This window comes from Lysobacter oculi (genome assembly GCF_003293695.1).
GTDB lineage: Bacteria > Pseudomonadota > Gammaproteobacteria > Xanthomonadales > Xanthomonadaceae > Solilutibacter > Solilutibacter oculi.
This window is the reverse complement of the sequence record NZ_CP029556.1, coordinates 869,343-891,638: the sequence shown is the minus strand read 5'-3', so window position 1 is coordinate 891,638 and position 22,296 is coordinate 869,343. Positions and strand designations below refer to the sequence as shown.

18 protein-coding genes and 2 tRNA genes are annotated in these 22,296 nt (G+C 67.2%); 10 read left to right on the top strand and 10 right to left on the bottom strand.

Annotated elements, in window-relative coordinates; translation table 11 throughout:
* Positions 1 to 59: 59 nt before the first annotated feature.
* Complete coding sequence (locus tag DCD74_RS04270) at positions 60 to 1,004, bottom strand: mechanosensitive ion channel family protein (protein ID WP_112926230.1); 945 nt, start codon at positions 1,002 to 1,004, stop codon at positions 60 to 62.
* A 156-nt stretch (positions 1,005 to 1,160) separates the two neighbouring features.
* Between DCD74_RS04270 and orn the strand changes: the two genes are divergently transcribed.
* Positions 1,161 to 1,733 (top strand): oligoribonuclease, encoded by a 573-nt coding sequence (gene orn / locus DCD74_RS04265; RefSeq protein WP_112926229.1) that lies wholly within the window; start codon positions 1,161 to 1,163, stop codon positions 1,731 to 1,733.
* A 68-nt stretch (positions 1,734 to 1,801) separates the two neighbouring features.
* On the opposite strand, the gene ppsA is transcribed toward orn, so the two are convergent.
* Positions 1,802 to 4,174, bottom strand: coding sequence for a phosphoenolpyruvate synthase (gene ppsA, locus DCD74_RS04260; protein ID WP_112926228.1), 2,373 nt, complete (start codon positions 4,172 to 4,174; stop codon positions 1,802 to 1,804).
* 91 nt (positions 4,175 to 4,265) lie between these two features.
* On the opposite strand from ppsA, the gene ppsR reads away from it, so the two are divergent.
* The 4 genes from ppsR (at position 4,266) to DCD74_RS04240 (ending at position 5,865) form a co-directional block, all read left to right on the top strand.
* A complete protein-coding gene (ppsR, locus tag DCD74_RS04255; RefSeq protein WP_112926227.1) occupies positions 4,266 to 5,087 on the top strand; it encodes a posphoenolpyruvate synthetase regulatory kinase/phosphorylase PpsR in 822 nt (273 codons plus the stop codon).
* Between the two features lie 40 nt (positions 5,088 to 5,127).
* Positions 5,128 to 5,604 carry a DUF1249 domain-containing protein gene (locus tag DCD74_RS04250; RefSeq protein ID WP_112926226.1) on the top strand — a complete coding sequence of 159 codons (477 nt, stop codon included), beginning with the start codon at positions 5,128 to 5,130 and terminating at the stop codon, positions 5,602 to 5,604.
* Positions 5,605 to 5,669: 65 nt separating this feature from the next.
* Positions 5,670 to 5,745, top strand: a tRNA-Ala gene (locus DCD74_RS04245).
* Positions 5,746 to 5,789: 44 nt separating this feature from the next.
* Positions 5,790 to 5,865: transfer RNA gene (locus DCD74_RS04240), tRNA-Glu, on the top strand.
* A gap of 68 nt (positions 5,866 to 5,933) precedes the next feature.
* Here the strand turns inward: DCD74_RS04240 and DCD74_RS04235 are convergent.
* The 7 genes from DCD74_RS04235 to ald all read right to left on the bottom strand — a co-directional run bounded on the left by DCD74_RS04235 (position 5,934) and on the right by ald (position 15,277).
* Positions 5,934 to 6,791: a copper resistance protein B gene (locus tag DCD74_RS04235; protein ID WP_162615893.1), complete on the bottom strand. Its 858-nt coding sequence runs from the start codon at positions 6,789 to 6,791 to the stop codon at positions 5,934 to 5,936.
* Between the two features lie 2 nt (positions 6,792 to 6,793).
* The gene (locus tag DCD74_RS04230) at positions 6,794 to 8,596 is read right to left on the bottom strand and encodes a copper resistance system multicopper oxidase (RefSeq protein ID WP_112926224.1); all 1,803 of its coding nucleotides are present in this window, start codon (positions 8,594 to 8,596) and stop codon (positions 6,794 to 6,796) included.
* A 93-nt stretch (positions 8,597 to 8,689) separates the two neighbouring features.
* Positions 8,690 to 10,048 (bottom strand): replication-associated recombination protein A, encoded by a 1,359-nt coding sequence (locus tag DCD74_RS04225; protein ID WP_112926223.1) that lies wholly within the window; start codon positions 10,046 to 10,048, stop codon positions 8,690 to 8,692.
* Between the two features lie 89 nt (positions 10,049 to 10,137).
* The gene (locus DCD74_RS04220) at positions 10,138 to 10,890 is read right to left on the bottom strand and encodes a hypothetical protein (RefSeq protein ID WP_112926222.1); all 753 of its coding nucleotides are present in this window, start codon (positions 10,888 to 10,890) and stop codon (positions 10,138 to 10,140) included.
* A gap of 121 nt (positions 10,891 to 11,011) precedes the next feature.
* On the bottom strand, positions 11,012 to 11,632 hold the full coding sequence (lolA, locus tag DCD74_RS04215; protein ID WP_112926221.1) for an outer membrane lipoprotein chaperone LolA: 621 nt from the start codon (positions 11,630 to 11,632) through the stop codon (positions 11,012 to 11,014).
* Positions 11,633 to 11,734: 102 nt separating this feature from the next.
* Positions 11,735 to 14,104, bottom strand: coding sequence for a DNA translocase FtsK (locus DCD74_RS04210; protein ID WP_112926220.1), 2,370 nt, complete (start codon positions 14,102 to 14,104; stop codon positions 11,735 to 11,737).
* Positions 14,105 to 14,206: 102 nt separating this feature from the next.
* Positions 14,207 to 15,277, bottom strand: a complete 1,071-nt coding sequence (ald, locus tag DCD74_RS04205; RefSeq protein ID WP_112926219.1) for an alanine dehydrogenase — start codon at positions 15,275 to 15,277, stop codon at positions 14,207 to 14,209.
* 116 nt (positions 15,278 to 15,393) lie between these two features.
* Between ald and trxB the strand changes: the two genes are divergently transcribed.
* From trxB to infA, 5 genes are all read left to right on the top strand, one after another.
* A complete protein-coding gene (gene trxB, locus DCD74_RS04200) occupies positions 15,394 to 16,353 on the top strand; it encodes a thioredoxin-disulfide reductase (protein WP_112926218.1) in 960 nt (319 codons plus the stop codon).
* Between the two features lie 55 nt (positions 16,354 to 16,408).
* Positions 16,409 to 17,701 (top strand): DUF445 domain-containing protein, encoded by a 1,293-nt coding sequence (locus tag DCD74_RS04195; protein WP_112926217.1) that lies wholly within the window; start codon positions 16,409 to 16,411, stop codon positions 17,699 to 17,701.
* Between the two features lie 4 nt (positions 17,702 to 17,705).
* A complete protein-coding gene (locus tag DCD74_RS04190; RefSeq protein ID WP_112926216.1) occupies positions 17,706 to 18,845 on the top strand; it encodes a GNAT family N-acetyltransferase in 1,140 nt (379 codons plus the stop codon).
* Positions 18,842 to 19,597: a leucyl/phenylalanyl-tRNA--protein transferase gene (gene aat, locus DCD74_RS04185; RefSeq protein ID WP_112926215.1), complete on the top strand. Its 756-nt coding sequence runs from the start codon at positions 18,842 to 18,844 to the stop codon at positions 19,595 to 19,597. Before DCD74_RS04190 ends, aat begins: the two co-directional genes overlap by 4 nt.
* An 87-nt stretch (positions 19,598 to 19,684) precedes the next feature.
* Entirely contained in the window at positions 19,685 to 19,903 is a 219-nt protein-coding gene (gene infA, locus DCD74_RS04180; RefSeq protein WP_112926214.1) for a translation initiation factor IF-1, read from the top strand.
* A gap of 63 nt (positions 19,904 to 19,966) precedes the next feature.
* Here infA and clpA read toward each other — a convergent pair whose 3' ends face one another.
* On the bottom strand, positions 19,967 to 22,267 hold the full coding sequence (gene clpA / locus DCD74_RS04175) for an ATP-dependent Clp protease ATP-binding subunit ClpA (protein WP_112926213.1): 2,301 nt from the start codon (positions 22,265 to 22,267) through the stop codon (positions 19,967 to 19,969).
* Positions 22,268 to 22,296 lie beyond the last annotated feature (29 nt).

The following is a 22,296-nucleotide window of genomic DNA, read 5'->3' as shown; positions in this document are numbered from 1 at the left end:
GGCCATCATGCCCGCGTTGTGGCGTGCATACGACAACGCGCGCGCAGCGCGTCTGTGTGTCAGCTGGCCGGTGTCTTCGCCGGCAGGTCGCCGTCGTCGGCAATGCCACGCAGCAGCAGGTCGGCGATCGGGCGGCCGTTGGCATCGCTGTGATAGACGTGCAGGTCGCGCTGCGGGTAGGGGATGTTCAAGCCCTGTTCGATCAACTGGTTGCGCACGGCTTCGATGACCCGGCTGCGCGCATCCAGATAGTTGGCGTTCTTGGCGAAGGCCTGCAGCACGAGGTCCACGCTGCTCTCGCCCAGGTTGACCACGCGCACCGCCGGTGCCGGATCCGTCTCGATCAGCGGCTCCTGTTCGGCGATGCGCAGCAGCACGTCGCGCGCCTTCTGCAGGTCATCGTCATAACCGACGCCTACGGTAACGTCCATGCGCCGAATCGGCAGGGTGCTGAAATTGATGATCGGTGCGGTGGTGATCTCGCTGTTCGGCAGGATGATCACCCGGTGGTCGAAAGCGCGCAGGCGCGTCTGGAACACACGGATCTCCAGCACGGTGCCTTCCTGCCCGGCGGCGACGACGTGGTCGCCGGTACGGAACGGGCGCAGCACGATCAGCATGACCCCGGAGGCGATGTTCGACAGCGAATCCTTCAGCGCCAGGCCCACCGCAAGGCCGGCTGCGCCAAGGATCGCGAACATCGAGGTGGTGGGCACGCCAAGCGCGGTCAGTGCGGTCATCAGGACCAGCACCAGCATGACCGCGTAGGCGATGTTGCGCAGGAACCCGCCCAGGGTGACGTCCACGCCGGCGCGCCCCATGACCCGGTCCAGCCCGACCGACAGCCGCCCGGCCAACCAGCGGCCGACCAGGAAAATGACGACGGCGGCCAACAGCTTCAGCCCCCAGGTCTCTGCAAGTTGGAGCCAGTCGACGCCGTTGAGCTCCTTGATCAGTTCACGGGGGGCGGCTGCGGCTGTTTTTGCGGTGGTGGCGGGTGTCATCGGCGTCCTGAAATGCGCGCGCCCCGTGACGGGGCGCTGGAAACAAGCGCCATCCTAAACGGGCGCAGGTGAAAGATTCGCTACCGGCCAGGCCAGCTTCGGCGAAGCAGCGCTGTCCAGCCGGTATCATGCCGGCAAGCAACCAGCCAGGCACCCATGAGCGCGGATTCACCCAACAGCAGACTGATCTGGATCGACCTGGAGATGACCGGCCTGGATACCCGGTCCGATTCGATTCTTGAGATCGCCACCATCGTGACCGACGCCCAGCTCAACGTGCTGGCGGAAGGGCCGGAGCTGGCCATCGCCCATCCGCTGGCCACGCTGGAGGCCATGGACGAATGGAACCGCAACCAGCACGGCCGTTCGGGGCTGTGGCGGCGGGTGCTGGAGGAGGGCGTGCCGATGGCCGAGGCCGAAGCGCGCACGCTGGAGTTCCTGCGCGCATGGGTGCCGGAGCGCGCCTCGCCGATGTGCGGCAACTCGATCTGCCAGGACCGCCGCTTCCTGCACCGGGAAATGCCGGCACTGGAGCGCCATTTCCACTACCGCAACCTCGACGTCTCCACGATCAAGGAGCTGGCCCGGCGCTGGGCGCCGGCGGTGCTGGCCGGCTTCCACAAGGAAAGCGCGCATACCGCGCTGAGCGACGTGCGCGACTCCATCGACGAGCTCCGCCACTACCGCCTGTCCATGGGCGCGCTGGCAGGGCTGCCCGCGACCGCCTGACCGCGGTCCGGTGGCGCAAAGAAAAACGCCGGCATCCAGCCGGCGTTCTCCTTTGGGCCGGACCGGCCTCACCCGGCCTTGGAACCGGCCAGCTTGAGCCAGGTATCGACCACGGTATCGGGGTTGAGCGACACCGATTCGATGCCTTCATCCATCAACCATTGGGCGAGGTCCGGATGATCGCTCGGGCCCTGGCCGCAGATGCCGACGTACTTCTGCTTCTTCTTGGCCGCGGCGATCGCCATCGACAGCATCTTCTTCACCGCCGGATCGCGTTCGTCGAACAGGTTGGCGACGATGCTGGAGTCGCGGTCCAGGCCCAGCGTCAACTGGGTCATGTCGTTGGAACCGATGGAGAAGCCGTCGAAGATATCGAGGAACTCGTCGGCCAGCAGCGCGTTCGAAGGCACTTCGCACATCATGATGACTTTCAGGCCGTTCTCGCCCTGCACCAGGCCGTTCTTGCGCAGCACCTCGATGACCTTGCGGCCTTCGTCCAGCGTGCGCACGAACGGGATCATCACCCACAGGTTGTCGAGGCCCATGTCCTCGCGCACGCGCTTGACCGCGCGGCACTCCAGTGCGAACGCCTCGGCGAAGCTCGGGTCGATGTAGCGCGAGGCGCCACGGAAACCGATCATCGGGTTCTCTTCGTGCGGCTCGTAGCGGTTGCCGCCGATGAGGTTGGCGTACTCGTTGGACTTGAAGTCCGACAGGCGCACGATCACCGGGTTCGGCGCGACCGACGCGGTGATGGTGGCGATGCCCTCGGCCAGGCGGTCCACGTAGAAGTCGACCGGCGATGCGTAACCGGCGATCTTCGCGTCGATCTTGGCGCGGGTCGCGGCGTCCTGCTGCGCGTACTCGAGCAGCGCCTTGGGATGCACGCCGATGTGGCTGGCGATGATCATCTCCAGGCGCGCCAGTCCGATGCCCGCGTTCGGCAATTGGCCGAAGTCGAAGGCGCGTTCCGGGTTGGCCACGTTCATCATGATCTTGAGCGGCGCCGGCGGCATGTTGTCGAGATCGGTCGTGGTGCGCTCGAAGGGCAGGGCGCCCTTGTAGATGTAGCCGGTGTCGCCTTCGGCGCAGCTGACGGTGACTTCCTCGCCATCGCGGATGGTGTCGAGCGCGTTGCCGGTGCCGACCACGGCGGGCACGCCCAGCTCACGTGCGATGATCGCGGCGTGGCAGGTGCGGCCACCCCGGTTGGTGACGATGGCGGCGGCACGCTTCATCACCGGTTCCCAGTCGGGATCGGTCATGTCGGCCACCAGCACGTCGCCGGGCTGCACGCGGCTCATGTCTTCGAGCGAACGCACCACGCGGGCCACGCCGGCGCCGATCTTCTGGCCCACGCCACGGCCTTCGCAGATCACTTCGCCGCGCTGCTGCAGCGCATAGCGCTCGATCTGGGTCGCCTTGGCGCGCGACTTCACCGTTTCCGGGCGCGCCTGCACGATGAACAGCTTGCCGCTGATGCCGTCCTTCGCCCATTCGATGTCCATCGGGCGGCCGTAATGCTGTTCGATCACCAGCGCCTGCTTGGCGAGTTCATGCACATCGGCATCGTTGATGGAGAAGGCGTTGCGCAGTTCGGCCGGCGTGTCCTCGGTGCGGACGCGTTCGCCCGGCACATCGGAATACACCATGCGCAGCTGCTTGCTGCCCAGCGCGCGACGCAGGATCGCCGGCTTGCCGGCCTTCAGCGTGGGCTTGTAGACGTAGAACTCGTCGGGATTCACCGCGCCCTGCACGACCATTTCGCCGAGGCCGAGGCTGGAGGTGACGAAGACGACATCGCGGAAACCACTTTCGGTGTCCAGCGTGAACAGCACGCCCGACGCGCCGACATCCGAACGCACCATCTGCTGCACGCCGGCGGAGAGGAACACGTCCTCGTGGGCGAAGCCGTGGTGGACGCGATAGGCGATCGCGCGGTCGTTGTAGAGCGAGGCGAAGACTTCCTTGACCTTGCGCACCACGTCATCGGCGCCGGTCACGTTGAGGAAGGTTTCCTGCTGGCCGGCGAAGGACGCATCCGGCAGGTCTTCGGCGGTGGCGGAGGAACGCACGGCGACGGCCATGTCCGGGACGCCGTTCTCGTCGCACATCTGCTTGTAGGCGGTGCGGATGTCGGCATCCAGCTCGGGCTGCAGCGGCGCATCCATCACCCAGCCGCGGATCTCGGCGCCGGCCTTGGTCAGCGCGGGGACGTCTTCGACATCGATCGTGCCGAGCTTGTCGTAGATGCGCGCGTGCAGGTCGTTGTGGGCGATGAAGGCCTTGAAGGCATCCGCGGTGGTGGCGAAGCCGCCCGGCACCGAGACGCCCAGGCCGGCCAGTTGGCCGATCATCTCGCCGAGCGAGGAATTCTTGCCGCCCACCTGGGCGAGGTCGGTCAGGCGAAGGTCTTTCAGCCAGAGGATGTTGGCGCTCAAGGCAGGCTCCGGAGTGTGGGAAGGGGACGCCGGGGACGTCAGCGCGTTATTTTAGCCTTCCCGACGCGCGCGATTTCATCCGGAACCCGACATGCCCGATAAACGCCCGGTTTTCTACGTGTCCGATGGCACCGGCATCACCGCCGAGACCATCGGCCACAGCCTGTTGACGCAGTTCAACCACCAGCCGTTCAACACCGACCGCATTCCCTTCGTCGACACGCCGGACAAGGCGCGCCAGGCGGCCGAGACCATCCGCCGGGCCGGCGAAGAGGCGGGGATGCGTGCCATCGTGGTCAACACCTGCGTGGACGGCGAATTGACCGCCATCCTCGGCGAGAGCGGGGCATTGATGCTGGATGTCTTCGCGCCCTTCATCGCGCCGCTGGAAGACGAGCTGGGCAGCCAGCGCCAGCCGCGCGTGGGCAAGGCGCATGGCATCGTCGATTTCGACAGCTATCACAAGCGCATCAACGCGATGAACTACGCGCTCACCCACGACGACGGGATGCGCGTGGACTACACCGATGCCGATCTCATCCTGGTCGGCGTGTCGCGTGCGGGCAAGACACCGACCTGTGTCTATCTGGCGCTGCACCACGGCGTGCGGGCGGCGAATTACCCGCTGACCGAGGAGGATCTGGAAAGCGAGCGCCTGCCGCCCAAGCTGCGTGCGCATCGCCACAAGATCTTCGGGCTGACCATCGACCCGGATCGCCTGCACGAGATCCGCCAGGAGCGCCGCCCCAATTCGCGCTATGCGGAACTGGCGACCTGCAAGCGCGAAGTCGCCGCCGCGGACATCATCTTCAGCAATGAACAGATCCCCGTGCTGTCGACGACACATGCGTCGATCGAGGAAATATCCAGCCGCGTGCTGGAATCGCTGGGCCTGAACCGCGAGATGTATTGAGGCGCTTACCGGCCGCGCGGTCAGGCTGTAGGATCGGGCCATGAGCACCGTTCTGGCCCCGGTCACGCGCCTGCCCCAGCTGAGCCGCTTCGGCTGGCTGATGGGCCTGTATGCCGAGAACCACCGCAAGCTGGAACGGATGTTCGCGCCGGGACGGTTGCCGGTCGGCCAGTACGTTTCGTGCGCGAGTTCCGGTCTGGTGGTGCGGCTGGAGGTCATCGAGCAGCACAAGTTCACCACCGAACTGCGCCTGACCTACGACGTGCGCGACCCGGTGACCGGCGAGCCGGATCCTTCCGCCCACATCCGCCTGTACCGCGATGCGCGCCAGGCCGAGGCCACGCATTGCTACGTGGGGCGGCGCTGGCAGGACGTCATCGGCATGTACCCGCCGCCCGCAGAACTGGTCAGCCACCGGTTGCAGATGAACACCTTCCTCGGCAAGTGGCTGGACTTCCTGGCGGGGCAGGGCCACGGCATGGCGACGCTGGCCCCGGCACGCGAGACATGCGTGTGACTTTTTGTTTCGAAAGTGTTGACGTTGCCGGGATTCGACACTAATATTTCGCGCTTCCAGCCCGTGGGGCCATAGCTCAGCTGGGAGAGCGCCTGCATGGCATGCAGGAGGTCGGCGGTTCGATCCCGCCTGGCTCCACCAAATTCCGCAAAGGCGGCGGGATTCAGGGCAACAAGTTTCAGCGTGTCCCCATCGTCTAGAGGCCTAGGACATTACCCTTTCACGGTAGCGACCGGGGTTCGAATCCCCGTGGGGACGCCAACTTTTAGAGTGTTTCGAGGGCTCCGGCAACGGAGCCCTTCTTTTTTGCCCGAAGCAGGGCGCACGCACTAGAACCAGAAGCGCACGCCCGCCACCCATTCGTGGCCGGAAGGCGCATCGCCATGGGCTTCGCGGATGTCGGCGGTGCGGCCGAACGCACGCTGGTAGCGCCAGCCGATGTAGGGCGCGAACTCGCGGCGGATTTCGTATCGCAGGCGCAGGCCACTTTCGAACTCGGACACGCCGCGTCCGATGCCCATCCCGATGTCGTCGCGTGCATGCACGGTCAGGCCGGCTTGCGGGCGCAGCACCAGGCGGTTGGTCAGCAGCACGTCGTAGCCGGCATGGCCTTCGAGCATCGCGCGGCCGGAAGAGCCGACGAATGCCGCCGCTTCGACATCGAACTTGTAGGGCGCATGACCGTGCACGCCGACACCGAGCCAGTCGCGTTGCAGGCCGCCGCCAAAGTCGCGGCGGACACCGAGGGTGCGGTTCCACCACGGGCCGGTGGCATGGCTCCACGCGAGTTCCATGTGGCCGTGACTGCCGTGGGCGTCACGCTCGCCTTCGGTCTTGAATTCCAGCCGGTCGCGCGTCCTGCCGGTCCATGCGTGCATCTCCCAGCCGGTGGCCGCGTCGCTGCCCAGGCTGCGTTCCAGCCGATCCACGCGCAGATGCGTCAGCCACGGGTCTTCGCGCATGTGACTGGACATGTCCATGCCATGCAGGTCGGGGAAGGCGGCGGTGATCTCTTCCGGCGTAGGCGGTGGGATGAAGTCGGGGAGGGCGGTTTTAGCCGGTGCTTCCGAGGGCGTCGGGGCCGGCATCGCCATCGGCGGATGCTGGCCGTGATCGTGCCCGGCGTGCTGCGCGAATGCGGGTGACGCGGTCAACAGGCAGGCGATGGGGAAGGGGAGAAGCCGCATCCTCATGCCTCCACCCGCACTTCGCGGAACATGCCCATTTCCATGTGCAAAAGCATGTGGCAGTGGAAGGCCCAGCGTCCCAAGGCATCGGCGGTGACGCGGAAACTGCGCACGTGGCCGGGCGGCACGCTGACGGTGTGCTTGCGGACCTGGAACGCACCGTCGGCATTCTCCAGATCGCTCCACATGCCGTGCAGGTGGATGGGGTGTTCCATCATGGTGTCGTTGACCAGCACCACGCGCACGCGCTCGCCGTAGTTGAGGCGGATCGGCGGCGCCTTGGAGAACGGGATGCCATCGAAGCCCCAGACATAGCGCTCCATGTTGCCGGTGAGATGGAGTTCGATGTCGCGGCAGGGCGTGCGTGGATCGGGTTGCGGGAAGGCGGATTTCAGGTCGCCGTACGTCAGCACGCGACGGCCGTTGCCGCGCAGGCCGATGCCCGGATCGTCGAGGGCGCGCGAAGGCGTCATCGTCTGCATGTCGACGTCGGGGTTGCCGTTTTCGCTGGCGGGGTGGGCGATCATCGCCATGCCGCCGTGGCCGGCATGCGCATCCTTTGGCGGCGGCGATGCCTGGCGCATCGATGCGCCGCACATGCCGGCGCCACATTTCATCTCGGTTGCGGCGGGTTTCTGCATCGACGCACCGCAGCTCATTTCGCCGGTCGCCATCGCGCCGTGGCCCATGTCGGCCATCGTCAGCAGCGGGCGTGCATCCAGTGCAGGCACCGGCGCTTCAAGGCCGGGGGCGGGCGACAACGTGGCGCGTGCATAGCCGGAACGGTCCATCGATTGCGCGAAGACGGTGTAGGGCTGCTCGTCCGGTTGCACGATGACGTCGTAGGTTTCCGCCACACCGATTCGGAATTCGTCGATGGTGACCGGTTCGACCGGCTGGCCATCGGCGGCGACCACGGTCATCTTTAGGCCGGGAATCCGCACATCGAAAAAAGTCATCGCCGAGGCGTTGATGAAGCGCAGGCGGACTTTCTCGCCACGCTTGAACAGCGCCGTCCAGTTGCCCGCGGGCGTGCTGCCGTTGGCGAGATAGGTGTAGGTGGGCGCGCTCACATCGGCCAGATCGGTCGGACTCATCCGCATCCGGCCCCAGGCGCCACGATCCTTCAGCGCGGCACGCAGGCCATCGCGCCCGGAATCGCGCAGGAAGTCGCCGACCGTGCGCAGGTTCTGGTTGTAGTAATGGCCCATGATCTTCAGCTTGCGCTGGATGGCGTGCGGGTCGTCGTCGCTCCAGTCCGACAGCACGATGACGTGGTCGCGGTCGGCGTGGACCGGCTCACCGCCTCGCGGTTCGATGACGATGGCGCCGTAGACGCCCATCGCTTCCTGCATCGACGAGTGCGCGTGGTACCAGTAGGTGCCGGCCTGACGCAGCGTGAAGCGGTACAGCCAGGATTCGCCGGGCGCGATGCCGTGGAAGCTGAAACCCGGCACGCCGTCCATGTTGGCCGGCAGCAGGATGCCGTGCCAGTGGATCGAGGTGTCTTCGGCCAGCGTATTGCGGACGCGCAACTCGACAGTGTCGCCTTCGCGCCAATACAGCGTCGGGCCCGGCAGGCTGCCGTTGACGGTGCGGGCGCGTGCGGGCCGGCCGGTGAAATTGACCGTGGTTTCGCCGACCGCGAGTTCGAAATGGTCGCCGGTGAGCGAGGCCATCGACTGGACGTGAAGATGGTCGAGGCGGCTTCGGCCCCAGGCGTGGGCCTGGATCGGCAGCAACGCGCCAGCCATGGCCGTGCCGGCGACGAAACGGCGGCGGGAGGGATCGAAAGGCTCGGTCATGGCGACATTCTACTAAGCCGCATTCTCCATCAAATAACATAATAAACATTATGCGAAGTTAAGGATGTGGCAGGCGATATCCCCTAAGCCGCCTCAGCCCTCGCTCTGAGCGGCTTTCCGGGCCGCCCGCAAGGCATCCAGCTTGTCTTTCAGCTTGATCTCCATGCCGCGCGGGACCGGCTGGTAATAGACGCGTTCGCCCATCTCGTCCGGGAATCCGGTCTGGTCCAGCGCCACACCACCTTCGGCGTCATGGTCGTATTGATAGCCCTTGCCGTAGCCGAGGCCCTTCATGAGCTTGGTCGGCGCATTGCGGATGTGCATCGGCACCGGCTGGGTGCCGTATTCGCGCACGTCGTGGCGGGCGTTGTTCCAAGCCATGTAGGCGGCGTTGGATTTCGCCGTGCTGGCCAGATAGATCACCACCTGCGCCAGCGCCAGTTCGCCTTCGGGTGAGCCCAGGCGGTCGTAGGCGTCCCAGGCTTCGGTGGCCATCGCCAACGCGCGTGGGTCGGCCAGGCCGATGTCTTCGACCGCCATCCGCGTCAGCCGCCGCGCCAGGTAGACCGGGTCGCAGCCGCCATCAATCATCCGCGCGAACCAGTACAGCGCCGCGTCCGGGTTGGAACTGCGCACGGATTTGTGCAGGGCGCTGATCTGGTCGTAGAACTGCTCGCCGCCCTTGTCGAAGCGGCGGGTGCGGTCGGCCAGCACCTGTTCGATGAGCTCGGTGCCCACAGAGCGTGGCGCTCCCTCGCCGCCCTCGCCCACCAGTTCGGCGGCGATTTCCAGCAGGGTGAGGGCGCGTCGCACGTCGCCATCGGCGGCGCCGGCGATCGCCTGCAGGTCCGCATCGGCGATGTCGATGCCGCGTCCGCCGAGCCCGCGTTCTTCGTCAGCCAGCGCGCGTTTGAGCGTGGTGGCGATGTCGTCCGCCGAAACCGCCTCCAGCACATGCACGCGGCAGCGCGACAGCAGCGCGGAATTGAGTTCGAACGAGGGGTTTTCGGTGGTCGCGCCGACGAAGATGATCGTGCCGCGCTCGATATGCGGCAGGAAGGCGTCCTGCTGCACCTTGTTGAAGCGATGCACCTCGTCCACGAACAGCACGGTGCGGATGCCGGCGTGGAAGCGCTGCTCGGCCTCCGCCAGCACCTTGCGCACTTCCGGCAGGCCGGACATGACCGCGGAAATGGCGATGAATTCGGCCTCGGCGTACTGCGCCAGCAGCAGCGCTAGCGTGGTCTTGCCGCAGCCGGGCGGGCCCCACAGGATCATCGAATGCACGCGCCCCGTTTCGATGGCCCGGCGCAGCGCACTGCCCGGCCCCAGCAGGCGCGCCTGCCCCACCACTTCGTCCAGCGTGCGCGGGCGCATGCGCTCGGCGAGCGGGCGCATGTCCGCCGTGTCGCCGGCCAGCAGGTCGCCTGTGGTCATGGACGGGCGGGTCATCGGCGGGCGGCGATCAGCCACGGAAATGGATCGATGCGGTCGGCATGCGCCCAGTATCGGGGATGCGATGGTGCGGCGACAGCCCGCGCTCAGCGTTTGGCGGCGGCCGGCACGGCGACGGCGGCGGTGCCGTCGTGGAATTTCCAGCCGGCGGTGTCGCCCAGTTCGTAGCTCACCCGCAGCCAGCGCTTGCGGGCCGGGTCGTACAGGCCTTCGATGGCCGCCTTGGTCGCCGGGTCGCGGTCGAAGCGCACGTCACCCAGGGCGATGAAACGTTCATAGCGCCCGGATTTCTGGCGCTGGATCTTCGACATGTCCAGCGTCACCTTCTGGTCCGGGAATTCGCCACGCATCTGCGCGCTGGCCGCGCTGGCCAGTGCGGTCGATGCTGCATCGGTCACCCCGACCTCCACCCCACCCGCCTCGCTGCTGCCCAGCGTGATCGCCGGGCCGGCGGCGGTCTGCGTCTCGGTGTCGTACAGCGCGCGGTAGCGGAACGGCAGCCAGTCGGTGTCGTTGCCGATCTTCATCTGCCCGGTGCCGCTGACTTCGCGGTCGCGCGGGCTGACCGCACGCATGTCCACCGTATTGAGGTTGAGTTCGATGCGTTCACCCTTGAACTGCTCGTTGGTGAGCCCGACCAGCGCGCCTGCCACGGCGGCATCGGCGGCTTCGCGGCCTTCGGCGCGTGACATCGGCTGGGCGACGTCGCGGATGGGCTTGGCCTCGATGACGGCCGGTCGCGGCGCACCCTGCCCCAGCCCGCCGGCATCGGCATGGCCCACATAGGCCGTGACGCAGGTGATCAGGGTGGACAGCAGCAGGATGGATCGCGTGTGCATGGGGCTAGTCTCGCCACGCCGCCGTGGAGCTTCCGTGAGCGCGACGCCATGGCGCTGAACCGTTCGAAAACAGGAAAGGCGACCGAAGCCGCCTCCCTGTTCATCTGCTTTGACTGTCGGATTACTGCCCGATCACGTCCACGCCCTTGGGCGGGCTGAAGCGGAAATTGGACGCCGGCAGGCGTCCGTTGCGGGTCCAGGTGCCGAAGTTCATCTCGGTGCGCTGGCCCAGACCATCGGTGATCACGATCTTGGCCAGGCCGCGCTGGCCGAAGCCCAGCCTGGCGTTCTCGAAGCTCGCGCCGGCCTTGGTCTTGGGCGTCAGCGCCAGCCATTCCAGACCGCCGGACTGGCCGACTTCGGCCACGTTGAACTGCGCGTCCAGCTTGCTGCGGTCCACCAGCGCGGCGAGCGGGCTGGATTGCTCCTCCACGCCCTGCGGTCGCTTGCTGACCTGCTGCAGGTCGGGCTCGTAGATCCAGACGGTCTTGCCATCGGCCACGATCAGCTGCTGGTACGGCTTCACGTACTGCCAGCGGAACAGGTTGGGCGCCGACATCGAGACCTTGCCCGACGACGACTCCTTGACCCGGCCCTTCTGGTCGAAGACCTGCTGGGTGAAGCCGCCTTCCAGCGTCTTCAGGCCATTGGTGAAGGTGTCGAGCTGGTCGCGGGCGCCGGCGAAGGCGCTGCCGCTGGCCAGCGAGAGGGCGATGGCGAGGACGCCGAGGCGGATGTTCATCGCGGGGACTCCACAGGATTTCGATGGGCCGAGTCTGCCGGCATCAATATGAATGGGGATGTGAACCCGCCGATGTCGCGTCGGCAGGTTCAGGTTTCCGGCTCAGTCTCGCGGCGGCGGCGGGGCCAGCACGCTGCGGTCGCCGTTGTGCTCGGGCGGCGAGACCACGCCGGCGGCTTCCATCGCCTCCACCAGCCGCGCGGCGCGGTTGTAGCCGATCTTGAGCCGCCGCTGCACGCCGGAAATCGACGCGCGCCGGGTCTCGGTGACGATGCGCACGGCCTCGTCGTAGAGCGGGTCGGACTCGTCGCCACCAGCCTGCGGGGCTTCCGGCAGGCCGGTCGCGCCGATCGTGCTGCCGTCGTGCATGGTCTGGACTTCCTCCAGCACGCCGTCGATGTAGTCCGGCTCCCCTGCCCCGGCCTTGAGGTGTTCGACCACGCGATGCACCTCGTCGTCGCTGACGAAGGCGCCGTGGACGCGCTCGGGCATCGAGGTGCCGGGCGGCATGTAGAGCATGTCGCCGTGGCCGAGCAGCGTTTCCGCGCCGCTCTGGTCGAGGATGGTGCGGCTGTCGATCTTCGACGACACCTGGAACGCGATGCGGGTCGGGATGTTGGCCTTGATCAGGCCGGTGATGACATCCACCGAAGGCCGCTGGGTGGCGAGGATGAGGTGGATGCCGGCCGCGCGTGCCTTCTGCGCGAGGCGGGCGATCAGCTCTTCCACCTTCTTGCCGACGATCATCATCATGTCGGCGAATTCGTCGATGAAGACGACGATGTAGGGTAAGGGTTCCAGCGGCAGCGGCGCTTCGTCGGGCATGCCGGAGGGGCGGAACAGCGGGTCGAGGATCGGCTGGCCGGCGTCCGCCGCGTCCTTCACCTTCTTGTTGAAGCCGGCCAGGTTGCGCACGCCCACCGCCGACATCAACTTGTAGCGGCGCTCCATTTCGGCCACGCACCAGCGCAGGCCGTTGGCGGCCTCCTTCATGTCGGTGACAACCGGCGCCAGCAGGTGCGGGATGCCCTGGTAGACGCTGAGCTCCAGCATCTTCGGGTCGATCATCAGCATCCGCACGTCCTTCGCCGAGGCCTTGAACAGCAGCGACAGCACCATCGCGTTGACCGCCACCGACTTGCCGGAGCCGGTGGTGCCGGCGACCAGCAGATGCGGCATCCGCGCCAGATCGGCCACGGTCGGGCGGCCGGCGATGTCCTTGCCCAGCGCCAGCGTCAGCGGGCTGGCCGACTTGTCGTATTCCTTGGAGCGCAGCAACTCGCTGAGATAGATCATCTCGCGGCTGGTATTGGGGATTTCGAGGCCGACCACCGATTTGCCGGGGATGACATCGACCACGCGCACCGACTTGACGCTCAGGCCGCGCGCGATGTCCTTGTCCAGCGAGGAGATCTGGCTGACCTTCACGCCCGGCGCCGGTTCGATCTCGAAGCGGGTGATGACCGGGCCCGGATAGGCGCCGACCACCTGGGCGTCGATGCGGAAATCCTTGAGCTTGAACTCGATCTGGCGGCTCAGCGCCTCCAGCGTCTTCTCGTCGTAGCCCTGCGGCTGCGGCTTGGGGTCATCCAGCAGGGCCAGCGGCGGCACGCTGCCGGGATCGCCGCCCATGAACAGCGGGATCTGCTGGTCGCGCTTGGCGCGTTCGCTCTTCTCCACCACCACGGCGGCCGGCGGCGGCGCCTCGATCTTGACCTTCTCGCGCTTGGCGCGGAGTTCGGTGTCCACCTTGCGGGCCTCGGTGCGCTCCTCGCGCAGTGTGCGGGCCTCGTTCCATTCCGTGGCCTGCTTCTGGCCGCGGCGGAAGACGTCCGGCAGCTTCATCACCTGCGCGCCGATCCAGTCCATCACGGTGAACCACGACAGCCCGGTGGCCAGCGTCACCGAGACCAGCAGCAGCGCCAGCAGGAACAGGTTGCTGCCCATCGGTCCGAACAGGGTGTGCAGCGAATTGCCGACCAGCCGGCCCAGCACGCCGCCGGCACCGGCCGAGAAATCCTGGACCACCCCGATCCGCAGCCAGAGCAGGCCCACGCTGGCGATCAGGAAGGCGAACAGCCCGATCAGGCGCAGCGCCGGACCGAGGTCCGCATCGCCATCCCCGTCGGCGTCCATCTTGAACAGCGAGATCCACGCCACCGCGCCGAGCAGCACCGGCAGCAGGAAGGCGACGTAGCCGCAGAGGGTGATCAGCGCGTCCGCCAGCCAGGCGCCCACCTGCCCGCCCACGTTGTGCAGGCTGCCGGTGATGCTGCCGGTGCGGTGGAAGCCCGGGTCCTCCGGCGAATAGGTCACCAGGATCGCCAGCAGGTAGAGCAGCAGCGGCGCGATGGCGATCATCAGGATGTCGCGCATCAGCTTCTGCCGGCGCGGATTGGGCGCGGTGGCGCGTGGGGTCGCTTCTGCGCTGCGACCCTTGCGGGCGCGGCGTTCCGGGTTCGGGGTTGCCACCGTGATGTTTTACCTTCGATTTTCTTCGCAGCTTATTGATTCATAAAATAAAAGCAAGGGTTCGATGTGGGTGTTCGCCGCCATCGGACCCTTGCTGGCCGGTCAGACCTTCATGTCCAGCAGCGCCGGGTGCACCAGCTTGCCGCCTTCGACATTGATGCCCTTCACCAGCGCGGCGTTCTCGCGCCAGGCCGGGCCGGAGGCCAGCTTGTTCACCCACGGCAGGATGGCCGCGCAGATCGCCTGCGAGCTGGTCTGCGGCACGGCACCCGGCATGTTGGTCACGCAGAAGTGGGTCACGCCCTCTTCCACATAGGTCGGGTCCTTCCAGGTGGTCGGGCGAGAGGTCTCGAAGCAGCCGCCCTGGTCGATGGCGATGTCGACCAGCACCGAGCCGTCCTCCATGCCCTTGAGCATGTCGCGGGTCAGCACCCGCGGCGCGGCGGCGCCGGTCACCAGCACCGCGCCGATGACGAGGTCGGCCGAGGCGACCTCCTTCGCCACCAGGTCGGCGTAGGGATACAGGCAGGTGACGTTGTTGCCCAGCCGCATCATCTCGTCCATGCGGTCGGTGCGCATTTCGAAGACGGTGACGTTGGCGCCGCCGGCCGCGGCCAGCGCAGCGGAAGCGCCGCCCGCCTTGCCCGCGCCGAAGACCACCACCTTGCCGCGTTCGGTGGACGGCAGGCCGCCAAGCAGCTTGCCCTTCCCGCCCATCGGCTGATGCAGAAGATGCGTGCCGACCTGCACGCCGATCTTGCCGGCGATCACCGACATCGGCGCCAGCAGCGGCAGGTCGCCGTTCGGCAGCTCGACGGTCTCGAAGGCCACGCCGGTCAGCCCGATGTCGAGCAGTTCGCGCGTGAGCTTGGGCTCGGCGGCCAGGTGCAGATAGCAGAACAGCAGGTGGTCCTTGCGCAGGTGCTGCAGGTCGCCGGCGATCGGCTCCTTCACCTTCACGATCAACTCGCCCTTGTCGTAGAGCGCGGCGGCATCCGGCGCGATCCTCACGCCCAGCGCCTCGTACTGCGCGTCCTTGAAACCGGACTTCACGCCCGCGTCCTTCTCCAGCCAGACCTCGTGTCCGCGCTTGACCAGGTCGCCGGCGGCGGCGGGAACAAGGGCGACGCGCCCTTCGAGGGTCTTGGTTTCCTTGGGTACACCGATGCGCATGGGATTTCCTTGGTCGGGTGGCTTGCGGCGGCGTGTTCGCGGCCGCATCTGGAAGGAGCCCGCCTTACACTAAGGCGCTGCGACATCCCCTCCATACGGTCGAAAGTATAGCCACCATGTCCCCAGCAACGCCCAAGCACTGCCGCCTGCTCATCCTCGGTTCCGGCCCCGCCGGCTGGACCGCCGCCGTCTACGCCGCCCGCGCCAACCTGAAGCCCGTCGTGGTGACCGGCATGGCCATCGGCGGCCAGCTGATGACGACCACCGAAGTCGACAACTGGCCCGGCGACGCGCACGGACTGATGGGCCCGGCACTGATGGAGCGCATGCAGGCGCACGCCGAGCGTTTCGACACCGAAGTCGTCATCGACCAGATCCACACCGCCGACCTCTCCCAGCGCCCGTTCCGGCTGAAGGGCGATGCCGGCGAATACACCGCCGACGCCCTGATCATCTCGACCGGCGCGACCGCCAAGTACCTGGGCCTGCCGTCGGAAGACGCCTTCAAGGGTCGCGGCGTGTCGGCCTGTGCCACCTGCGACGGCTTCTTCTACAAGGACAAGGACGTGGCGGTGATCGGCGGCGGCAACACCGCCGTCGAGGAGGCCCTTTACCTCTCCAATCTGGCCAGCAAGGTCTACCTGGTGCACCGCCGCGACACCCTGCGTGCCGAGAAGATCATGCAGGACAAGCTGTTCGCGAAGGTGGAGGCCGGCAAGATCGTGCCGGTCTGGCACCACACCGTGGACGAAGTCCTGGGCGACGAGGCCGGCGTCACCGGGCTGCGCCTGAAATCGATGCTGGATGGCGCGACGCATGAGATCGCCGTGCACGGCATGTTCGTCGCCATCGGCCACCACCCCAACACGCAGATCTTCGATGGCCAGCTGGCGATGTCCAACGGCTACCTGACCATCAAATCCGGCCTGGACGGCGGCGCGACGATGACCTCCACCCCGGGCGTGTTCGCCGCCGGCGACGTGGCCGACCAGCACTACCGCCAGGCCATCACCAGTGCCGGCTTCGGCTGCATGGCGGCGCTGGACGCGGAGCGCTGGCTGGAAGCGCAGGGCTGAGCCGACACCGGGCGATGACATCGCCTGAACCCGCCCGCCGCCACGCTGGCGGCCGATGAACGACGCCGACCGCCACCGCCGCCTCGCGCGGATGAAAGCGATCGCGCTGGGCTTCCTGCTCGGCGCGGTCGCGCTGCTGGTGCTCTCGCATGTGATGGGCCGGCAAGGCGTCTGGGGCTGGGTCGGCGCCTTCGCCGAGGCCGCGACCATCGGCGCCTTGGCGGACTGGTTCGCGGTGGTGGCACTGTTCCGGCATCCGCTGGGCCTGCCGATCCCGCACACGGCGATCATCCCGCGCAACAAGCTGCGGCTGGCTGACGCGCTGGGCGATTTCCTGGTCAATAACTTCCTCGCCCGCGAACACCTGCTGCAGAAGCTGGACGCGTGGAATCCGGCGCGCCAGCTCGGCGTCTTCCTCGGTCAGCCCGACCGCCTGCTGGCCCTGTCGCGGCAGCTGCAGGGCTGGGTGGCGGAGTCGCTGAAATCGCTGGATTCGCCGCTGATCGAACGCGAAGTCCTCGGCCTCGTCCATCGCCAATTGCTGGGCTGGAACGCGGCCGCCACCGCCGCCCGCCTGACCCGTGCGCTGACCGCGGGGCAACATCACCAGCGCGTGTTGAACGCCGGCCTCGGGCAGATCGCCGGCTGGCTGGACAAGCCCGAGGTGCGTGGCTTCATCACCGAGAAACTGGTGACGATGGCGCGGCGGGAATTCCCCAAGCTGACCTGGCTCACCGACAAGCTGGACTACACCGATGCGCTGGGCGAAGCGCTCTCGACCAAGCTCGCCAACGCACTGATCGACGAGGTGCAGGCGGTGCTGGAGGACGAAGACCACCCGCTGCGCCGCCGTTACGCCGCTGAGGCGATGCGCCTGCTCGAACGGCTGGAGGACGATGCCGACTTCCAGGCCAGGGTCGATGGCTGGAAGCGCGAACTGGTCGACAGCCCGCTGGTGCAGGACTACGCGCGTGACCTGTGGGCGCGGCTGCGCCAGTGGCTGCACGATGACCTGGCCCGCGAGGACTCCGCCACCTTCGGCCAGTTCCGCGCCTATGCCGAACGGCTCGGCCGCCGCCTGCGCGAAGACCCGGTCTGGCAGGACGCCGCCAACGCCCAGTTGCGGATCGCCGCCGAGCATCTCTCCGACCAGCTGCGCAAGGTGGCCCCCGCCTACATCCGCCAGACCGTCGAAGGCTGGGACACCACCGACATGGTCGCGGAGATCGAGCGCTCGGTCGGCCGCGACCTGCAGTTCATCCGCTTGAACGGCACGCTGATCGGCGGCCTGGCCGGGCTGCTGCTGTACGGCCTGTTCCAGCTGCCGTGGCACGACTGGCTGGGCTGACGCGATGACCCTGACCGCCCGCATCATCGCCCGCGTGGACGAGCTGGATGCCGCCCGCTGGGACGCCCTGCACGGCTCGGACAATCCCTTCGTCCAGCATGCCTTCCTGTCCGCGCTGGAGCGCACCGGCTGCCTGCGCCCCGACTGGGGCTGGACGCCGCATCACCTCACGCTCTGGGAGGACGATGCGCTGCTCGCCGCCGCACCGATGTACCTGAAAGACAACTCCCACGGCGAGTTCGTCTTCGACCACGCCTGGGCCCACGCCTATGCCCAGCACGGGCTGGACTACTTCCCCAAATGGCTGTGCGCCGTGCCCTACTCGCCGGTCACCGGGCCGCGCCTGCTGGCCCCGACGCCGGCACTGCGGGCCACGCTGGCGGGCGCGATGACCGAACTCTGCGGCGTGCAGCGGCTGTCGTCCGTCCACGTCAATTTCCATCAGGGGGATGACGATGCCGCCTTCGGGCCGGACTGGCTGCCGCGTGAGGATGTGCAGTACCACTGGCACAACACGGCCGGCTGGCGCGACTTCGACGGCTTCCTCGCCGCGATGGACCATAGGCATCGCAAGAACATCCGCCAGGAACGCCGCAAGGTCCGCGAGGCCGGCGTGACCTTCCGCCACATCCACGGCGGCGAAGCGACCGAAGCCGACCTCGCCACCATGCACGGCTTCTACCTGCAGACCTTCGCCGACTACGGCAATTCGCCGGCGCTGACGCTGGATTTCCTGCGCGAATTGGCCAGCACCCTGCCCGACAGCCTGTTGATCATCCTCGCCGAACTGCACGACGCGCCCATCGCCGGCGCCCTCTGCCTGCGCGGCGGCGACACCCTTTACGGCCGCTACTGGGGCAGCCAGCTCACCCTGCCCGGCCTGCATTTCGAGACCTGCTACTACCAGGGCATCGACTACTGCCTGCGCGAAGGCCTGACCCGCTTCGAGCCCGGCGCACAGGGCGAACACAAGATCGCCCGCGGCTTCCTGCCGACGATCGTGCGCAGCCGGCACTGGGTCGCCGATACCCGGTTCCGCGCCGCCTTGGGCGAATGGTGTGTGGAGGAAGTGGCTTCGGTGCGCCGTTACGCCGATCAGGCGCTGGCGCATTCGCCGTTCAAATCGGTGGATGGCGAAGCATGAGCCTGCGCCTGCCCTGGCTGCCGGCCGACCCCGCCGCGTCCTTCCCGCCCGTCGAATCCGCCCTGCGCGAACCCGATGGCCTGCTCTGCGCCGGCGGCGACCTCTCCGTGCCGCGCCTGCTCAACGCCTACGCCCGCGGCATCTTCCCGTGGTTCTCCGACGGCGAACCGGTGCTCTGGTGGTCGCCGGACCCGCGCATGGTGTTCCGCAGCGATGGCGTGCGGCTGGCATCGAAATTCCGCCGCCAGCTGCGCCGCAGCCACTGGACCGTCCGCGCGGACACCGATTTCGCCGGCGTCATCGCGGCCTGCGCCAGCGCCCCGCGCGCCGGCCAGCATGGCACCTGGATCACCGGTGACATGCAGGCGGCCTACCTCGCGCTGCACCGCGCCGGCCATGCGCATTCGGTGGAGGTGTTCGACGGCCCCGTGCCCGGTGAAAGCCGGCTGGTCGGCGGCATCTACGGCGTCGCCATCGGCCGGATGTTCTTCGGCGAATCGATGTTCTCCGGCGAATCCGGCGGCTCCAAGCTTGCGCTGGCCGGTCTCGCGCGTTTCCTGCAGCGACACGGCTGCCCGCTGTTCGATGCCCAGGTCGAGAACCCGCATCTGCGCAGCGTCGGCGCGGAGTCGATGCCCCGCGCAGCCTTCATCGACATCGTGCGGCGCCAGGTCGCATTGCCCGGCCTGCCGGCCTCGTGGACGGACGTCTTCGGCGCGCCACCGGCCGCGGAATTCGCCAACCCTGACTGAATGCTCGCCGGTTTTTTGCTTGAGCATGGCCGGTCGTGGCACAATATCCCGTTGCCCGCGCCCAATCGGCGCCTTTTGTATGGATTTATGGCCAAAGACGACGTCATCGAGTTCGAAGGGACGATCAGCGAAACCCTTCCCAACACCATGTTCCGGGTGAAGCTCGAGAACGGGCACGAAATCATCGCCCACATCTCCGGTCGCATGCGCAAGAACTACATCCGCATCCTCACGGGCGACAAGGTCAAGGTGGAAATGACCCCCTACGACCTGACCAAGGGCCGCATCACCTATCGCATGAAGTAATCCTGCGAAGCGGCAAAAGAAAAGCGGCCCGGAGGCCGCTTTTTTGTTGGGCGAAGACGCGGCTCAGGCGTCGATCGCCGCCGGTTCCGGCTTGTGCTTGGGCGATGCCTGCACATCGACCACCAGCGCATCGTCGGTCACGCCGATCTCGACATGCCCGCCGTCCAGCAGCTTGCCGAACAGCAGTTCGTCGGCGAGCGGGCGCTTCACCTTGTCCTGGATGACGCGGGCCATCGGACGCGCGCCCATCAGCGGGTCGAAGCCATGGCGGGCCAGCCAGTCGCGCGCTTCCTGCGTGGCGGACAGCGTCACGCCCTTCTCGTGCAGTTGGGTTTCCAGCTCGATCAGGAACTTGTCCACCACCCGCAGGATGTGCTCGAAGCCGAGCGGCTGGAACTGCACCACCGCGTCCAGGCGGTTGCGGAATTCCGGCGAGAACGCACGGCGGATGGTTTCCATCGCGTCGGTCGAATGGTCCTGGCGGGTGAAACCGATGCTGCGTCTTGAAGCCTGCGTCGCGCCGGCATTGGTCGTCATCACCAGCACCACGTTGCGGAAGTTCGCCTCGCGCCCGTTGGTGTCGGTCAGCACGCCGCGGTCCATCACCTGCAGCAGGATGTTGAAGATGTCGGGATGCGCCTTCTCCACCTCGTCCAGCAGCAGGACGCAGTGCGGCGTCTTGACCACCTTCTCGGTCAGCAGGCCGCCCTGGTCGAAGCCGACGTAGCCCGGAGGCGCGCCGATCAACCGGCTCACCGAATGCGGCTCCATGTATTCGCTCATGTCGAAGCGCACGAACTCGATGCCCAGCTGCATCGCCAGCTGTTTGGTGACCTCGGTCTTGCCGACGCCGGTCGGGCCGGCGAACAGGAATGAGCCGATCGGCTTGTCCGGGTTGCCCAGGCCGGAACGCGAGAGCTTGATCGCGCTGCCGAGCGTTTCGATGGCGTCGTCCTGCCCGAAGATCACCATCTTCAAGTTGCGCTCCAGGTGCTGCAGCACATCCTTGTCGGAGTTCGATACCTGCTTGGCCGGGATCCGCGCCATCTTGGCGACGATGGTCTCGATTTCCTCGACGTCGATATTCTGCTTGCGCGTGGCCTCGTCCAGCAGGCGCTGGCGGGCACCGGCCTCGTCGATCACGTCGATCGCCTTGTCCGGCAGCAGGCGGTCGTGGATATGCTTGACCGACAGGTCGACGGCGGCCTGGATGGCCTCGTCGTCGTAGCGCACGCCGTGGTGTTCCTCGTAACGCGGCTTGAGCCCGCGCAGGATCTCCACCGCTTCGCCGACGGTCGGCTCGACCACGTCGATCTTCTGGAAGCGGCGGGCCAGCGCCCGGTCCTTTTCGAAGATGCCGCGGTATTCCTGGAACGTGGTGGAACCGATGCAGCGCAGCTCGCCCGAAGCCAGCATCGGCTTGATCAGGTTGCTGGCGTCCATCGCCCCGCCCGACGCCGAACCGGCGCCGATGATGGTGTGGATCTCGTCGATGAAGAGGATGGAGTTCGGAATCTCCTTCAGCGCCTTCAGCACCGCCTTCAGGCGCTTCTCGAAGTCGCCGCGGTACTTGGTGCCGGCCACCAGCGCGCCAAGGTCGAGTGCGTAGAGGGTGGCGTCGGCCAGCACCGCCGGCACCGTGCCCTCGACGATGCGCCGCGCCAAGCCTTCCGCCAGCGCGGTCTTGCCGACGCCCGCCTCGCCCACGTACAGCGGGTTGTTCTTGCGGCGGCGGCACAGCACCTGGATGGTGCGCTCGATTTCCTCGGCGCGACCGACCAGCGGGTCGATGCGGCCTTCGCGGGCGGCGGCGTTGAGGTCGGCGGCGAACTCGGTCAGCGGGTCGTTCTTGCCGTTGGCGGCGGCTTCGCCCGGCTCGCCGGCCTCGCCCTCGCCTTCGGGGTGGCCGGCATCGCCCTCACCCTCGCCGCCCAGCTTGGAGATGCCGTGGGAGATGAAGTTGACGACATCGAGCCGGGTCACGTCCTGCTGGTTGAGGAAGTAGGCGGCCAGCGAATCCTTTTCGCCGAAGATCGCCACCAGTACGTTGGCGCCGGTCACTTCCTTGCGGCCCGAGGACTGCACGTTGTAGACCGCGCGCTGCAGCACGCGCTGGAAGCCGATGGTCGGCTGGGTGTCGCGGCCATCGTCGCCCGGCAGCAGCGAGACCGACTCGCCGATGCCCTGCTCCAGCTCGCGGCGCAGGCGGCCCAGGTCGGCGTGGCAGGCGCGCAGCACTTCCAGCGCGGCCGGGTCGTCCAGCAGCGCCAGCAACAGGTGCTCGACGGTCATGTACTCGTGACGCGCATCGCGGGCCAGCTGGTACGAGCGGTGGATGGAGTGCTCGAGATCCTTGGAAAACATGCGGATTCCCCACAAAACGGTACTGGAGC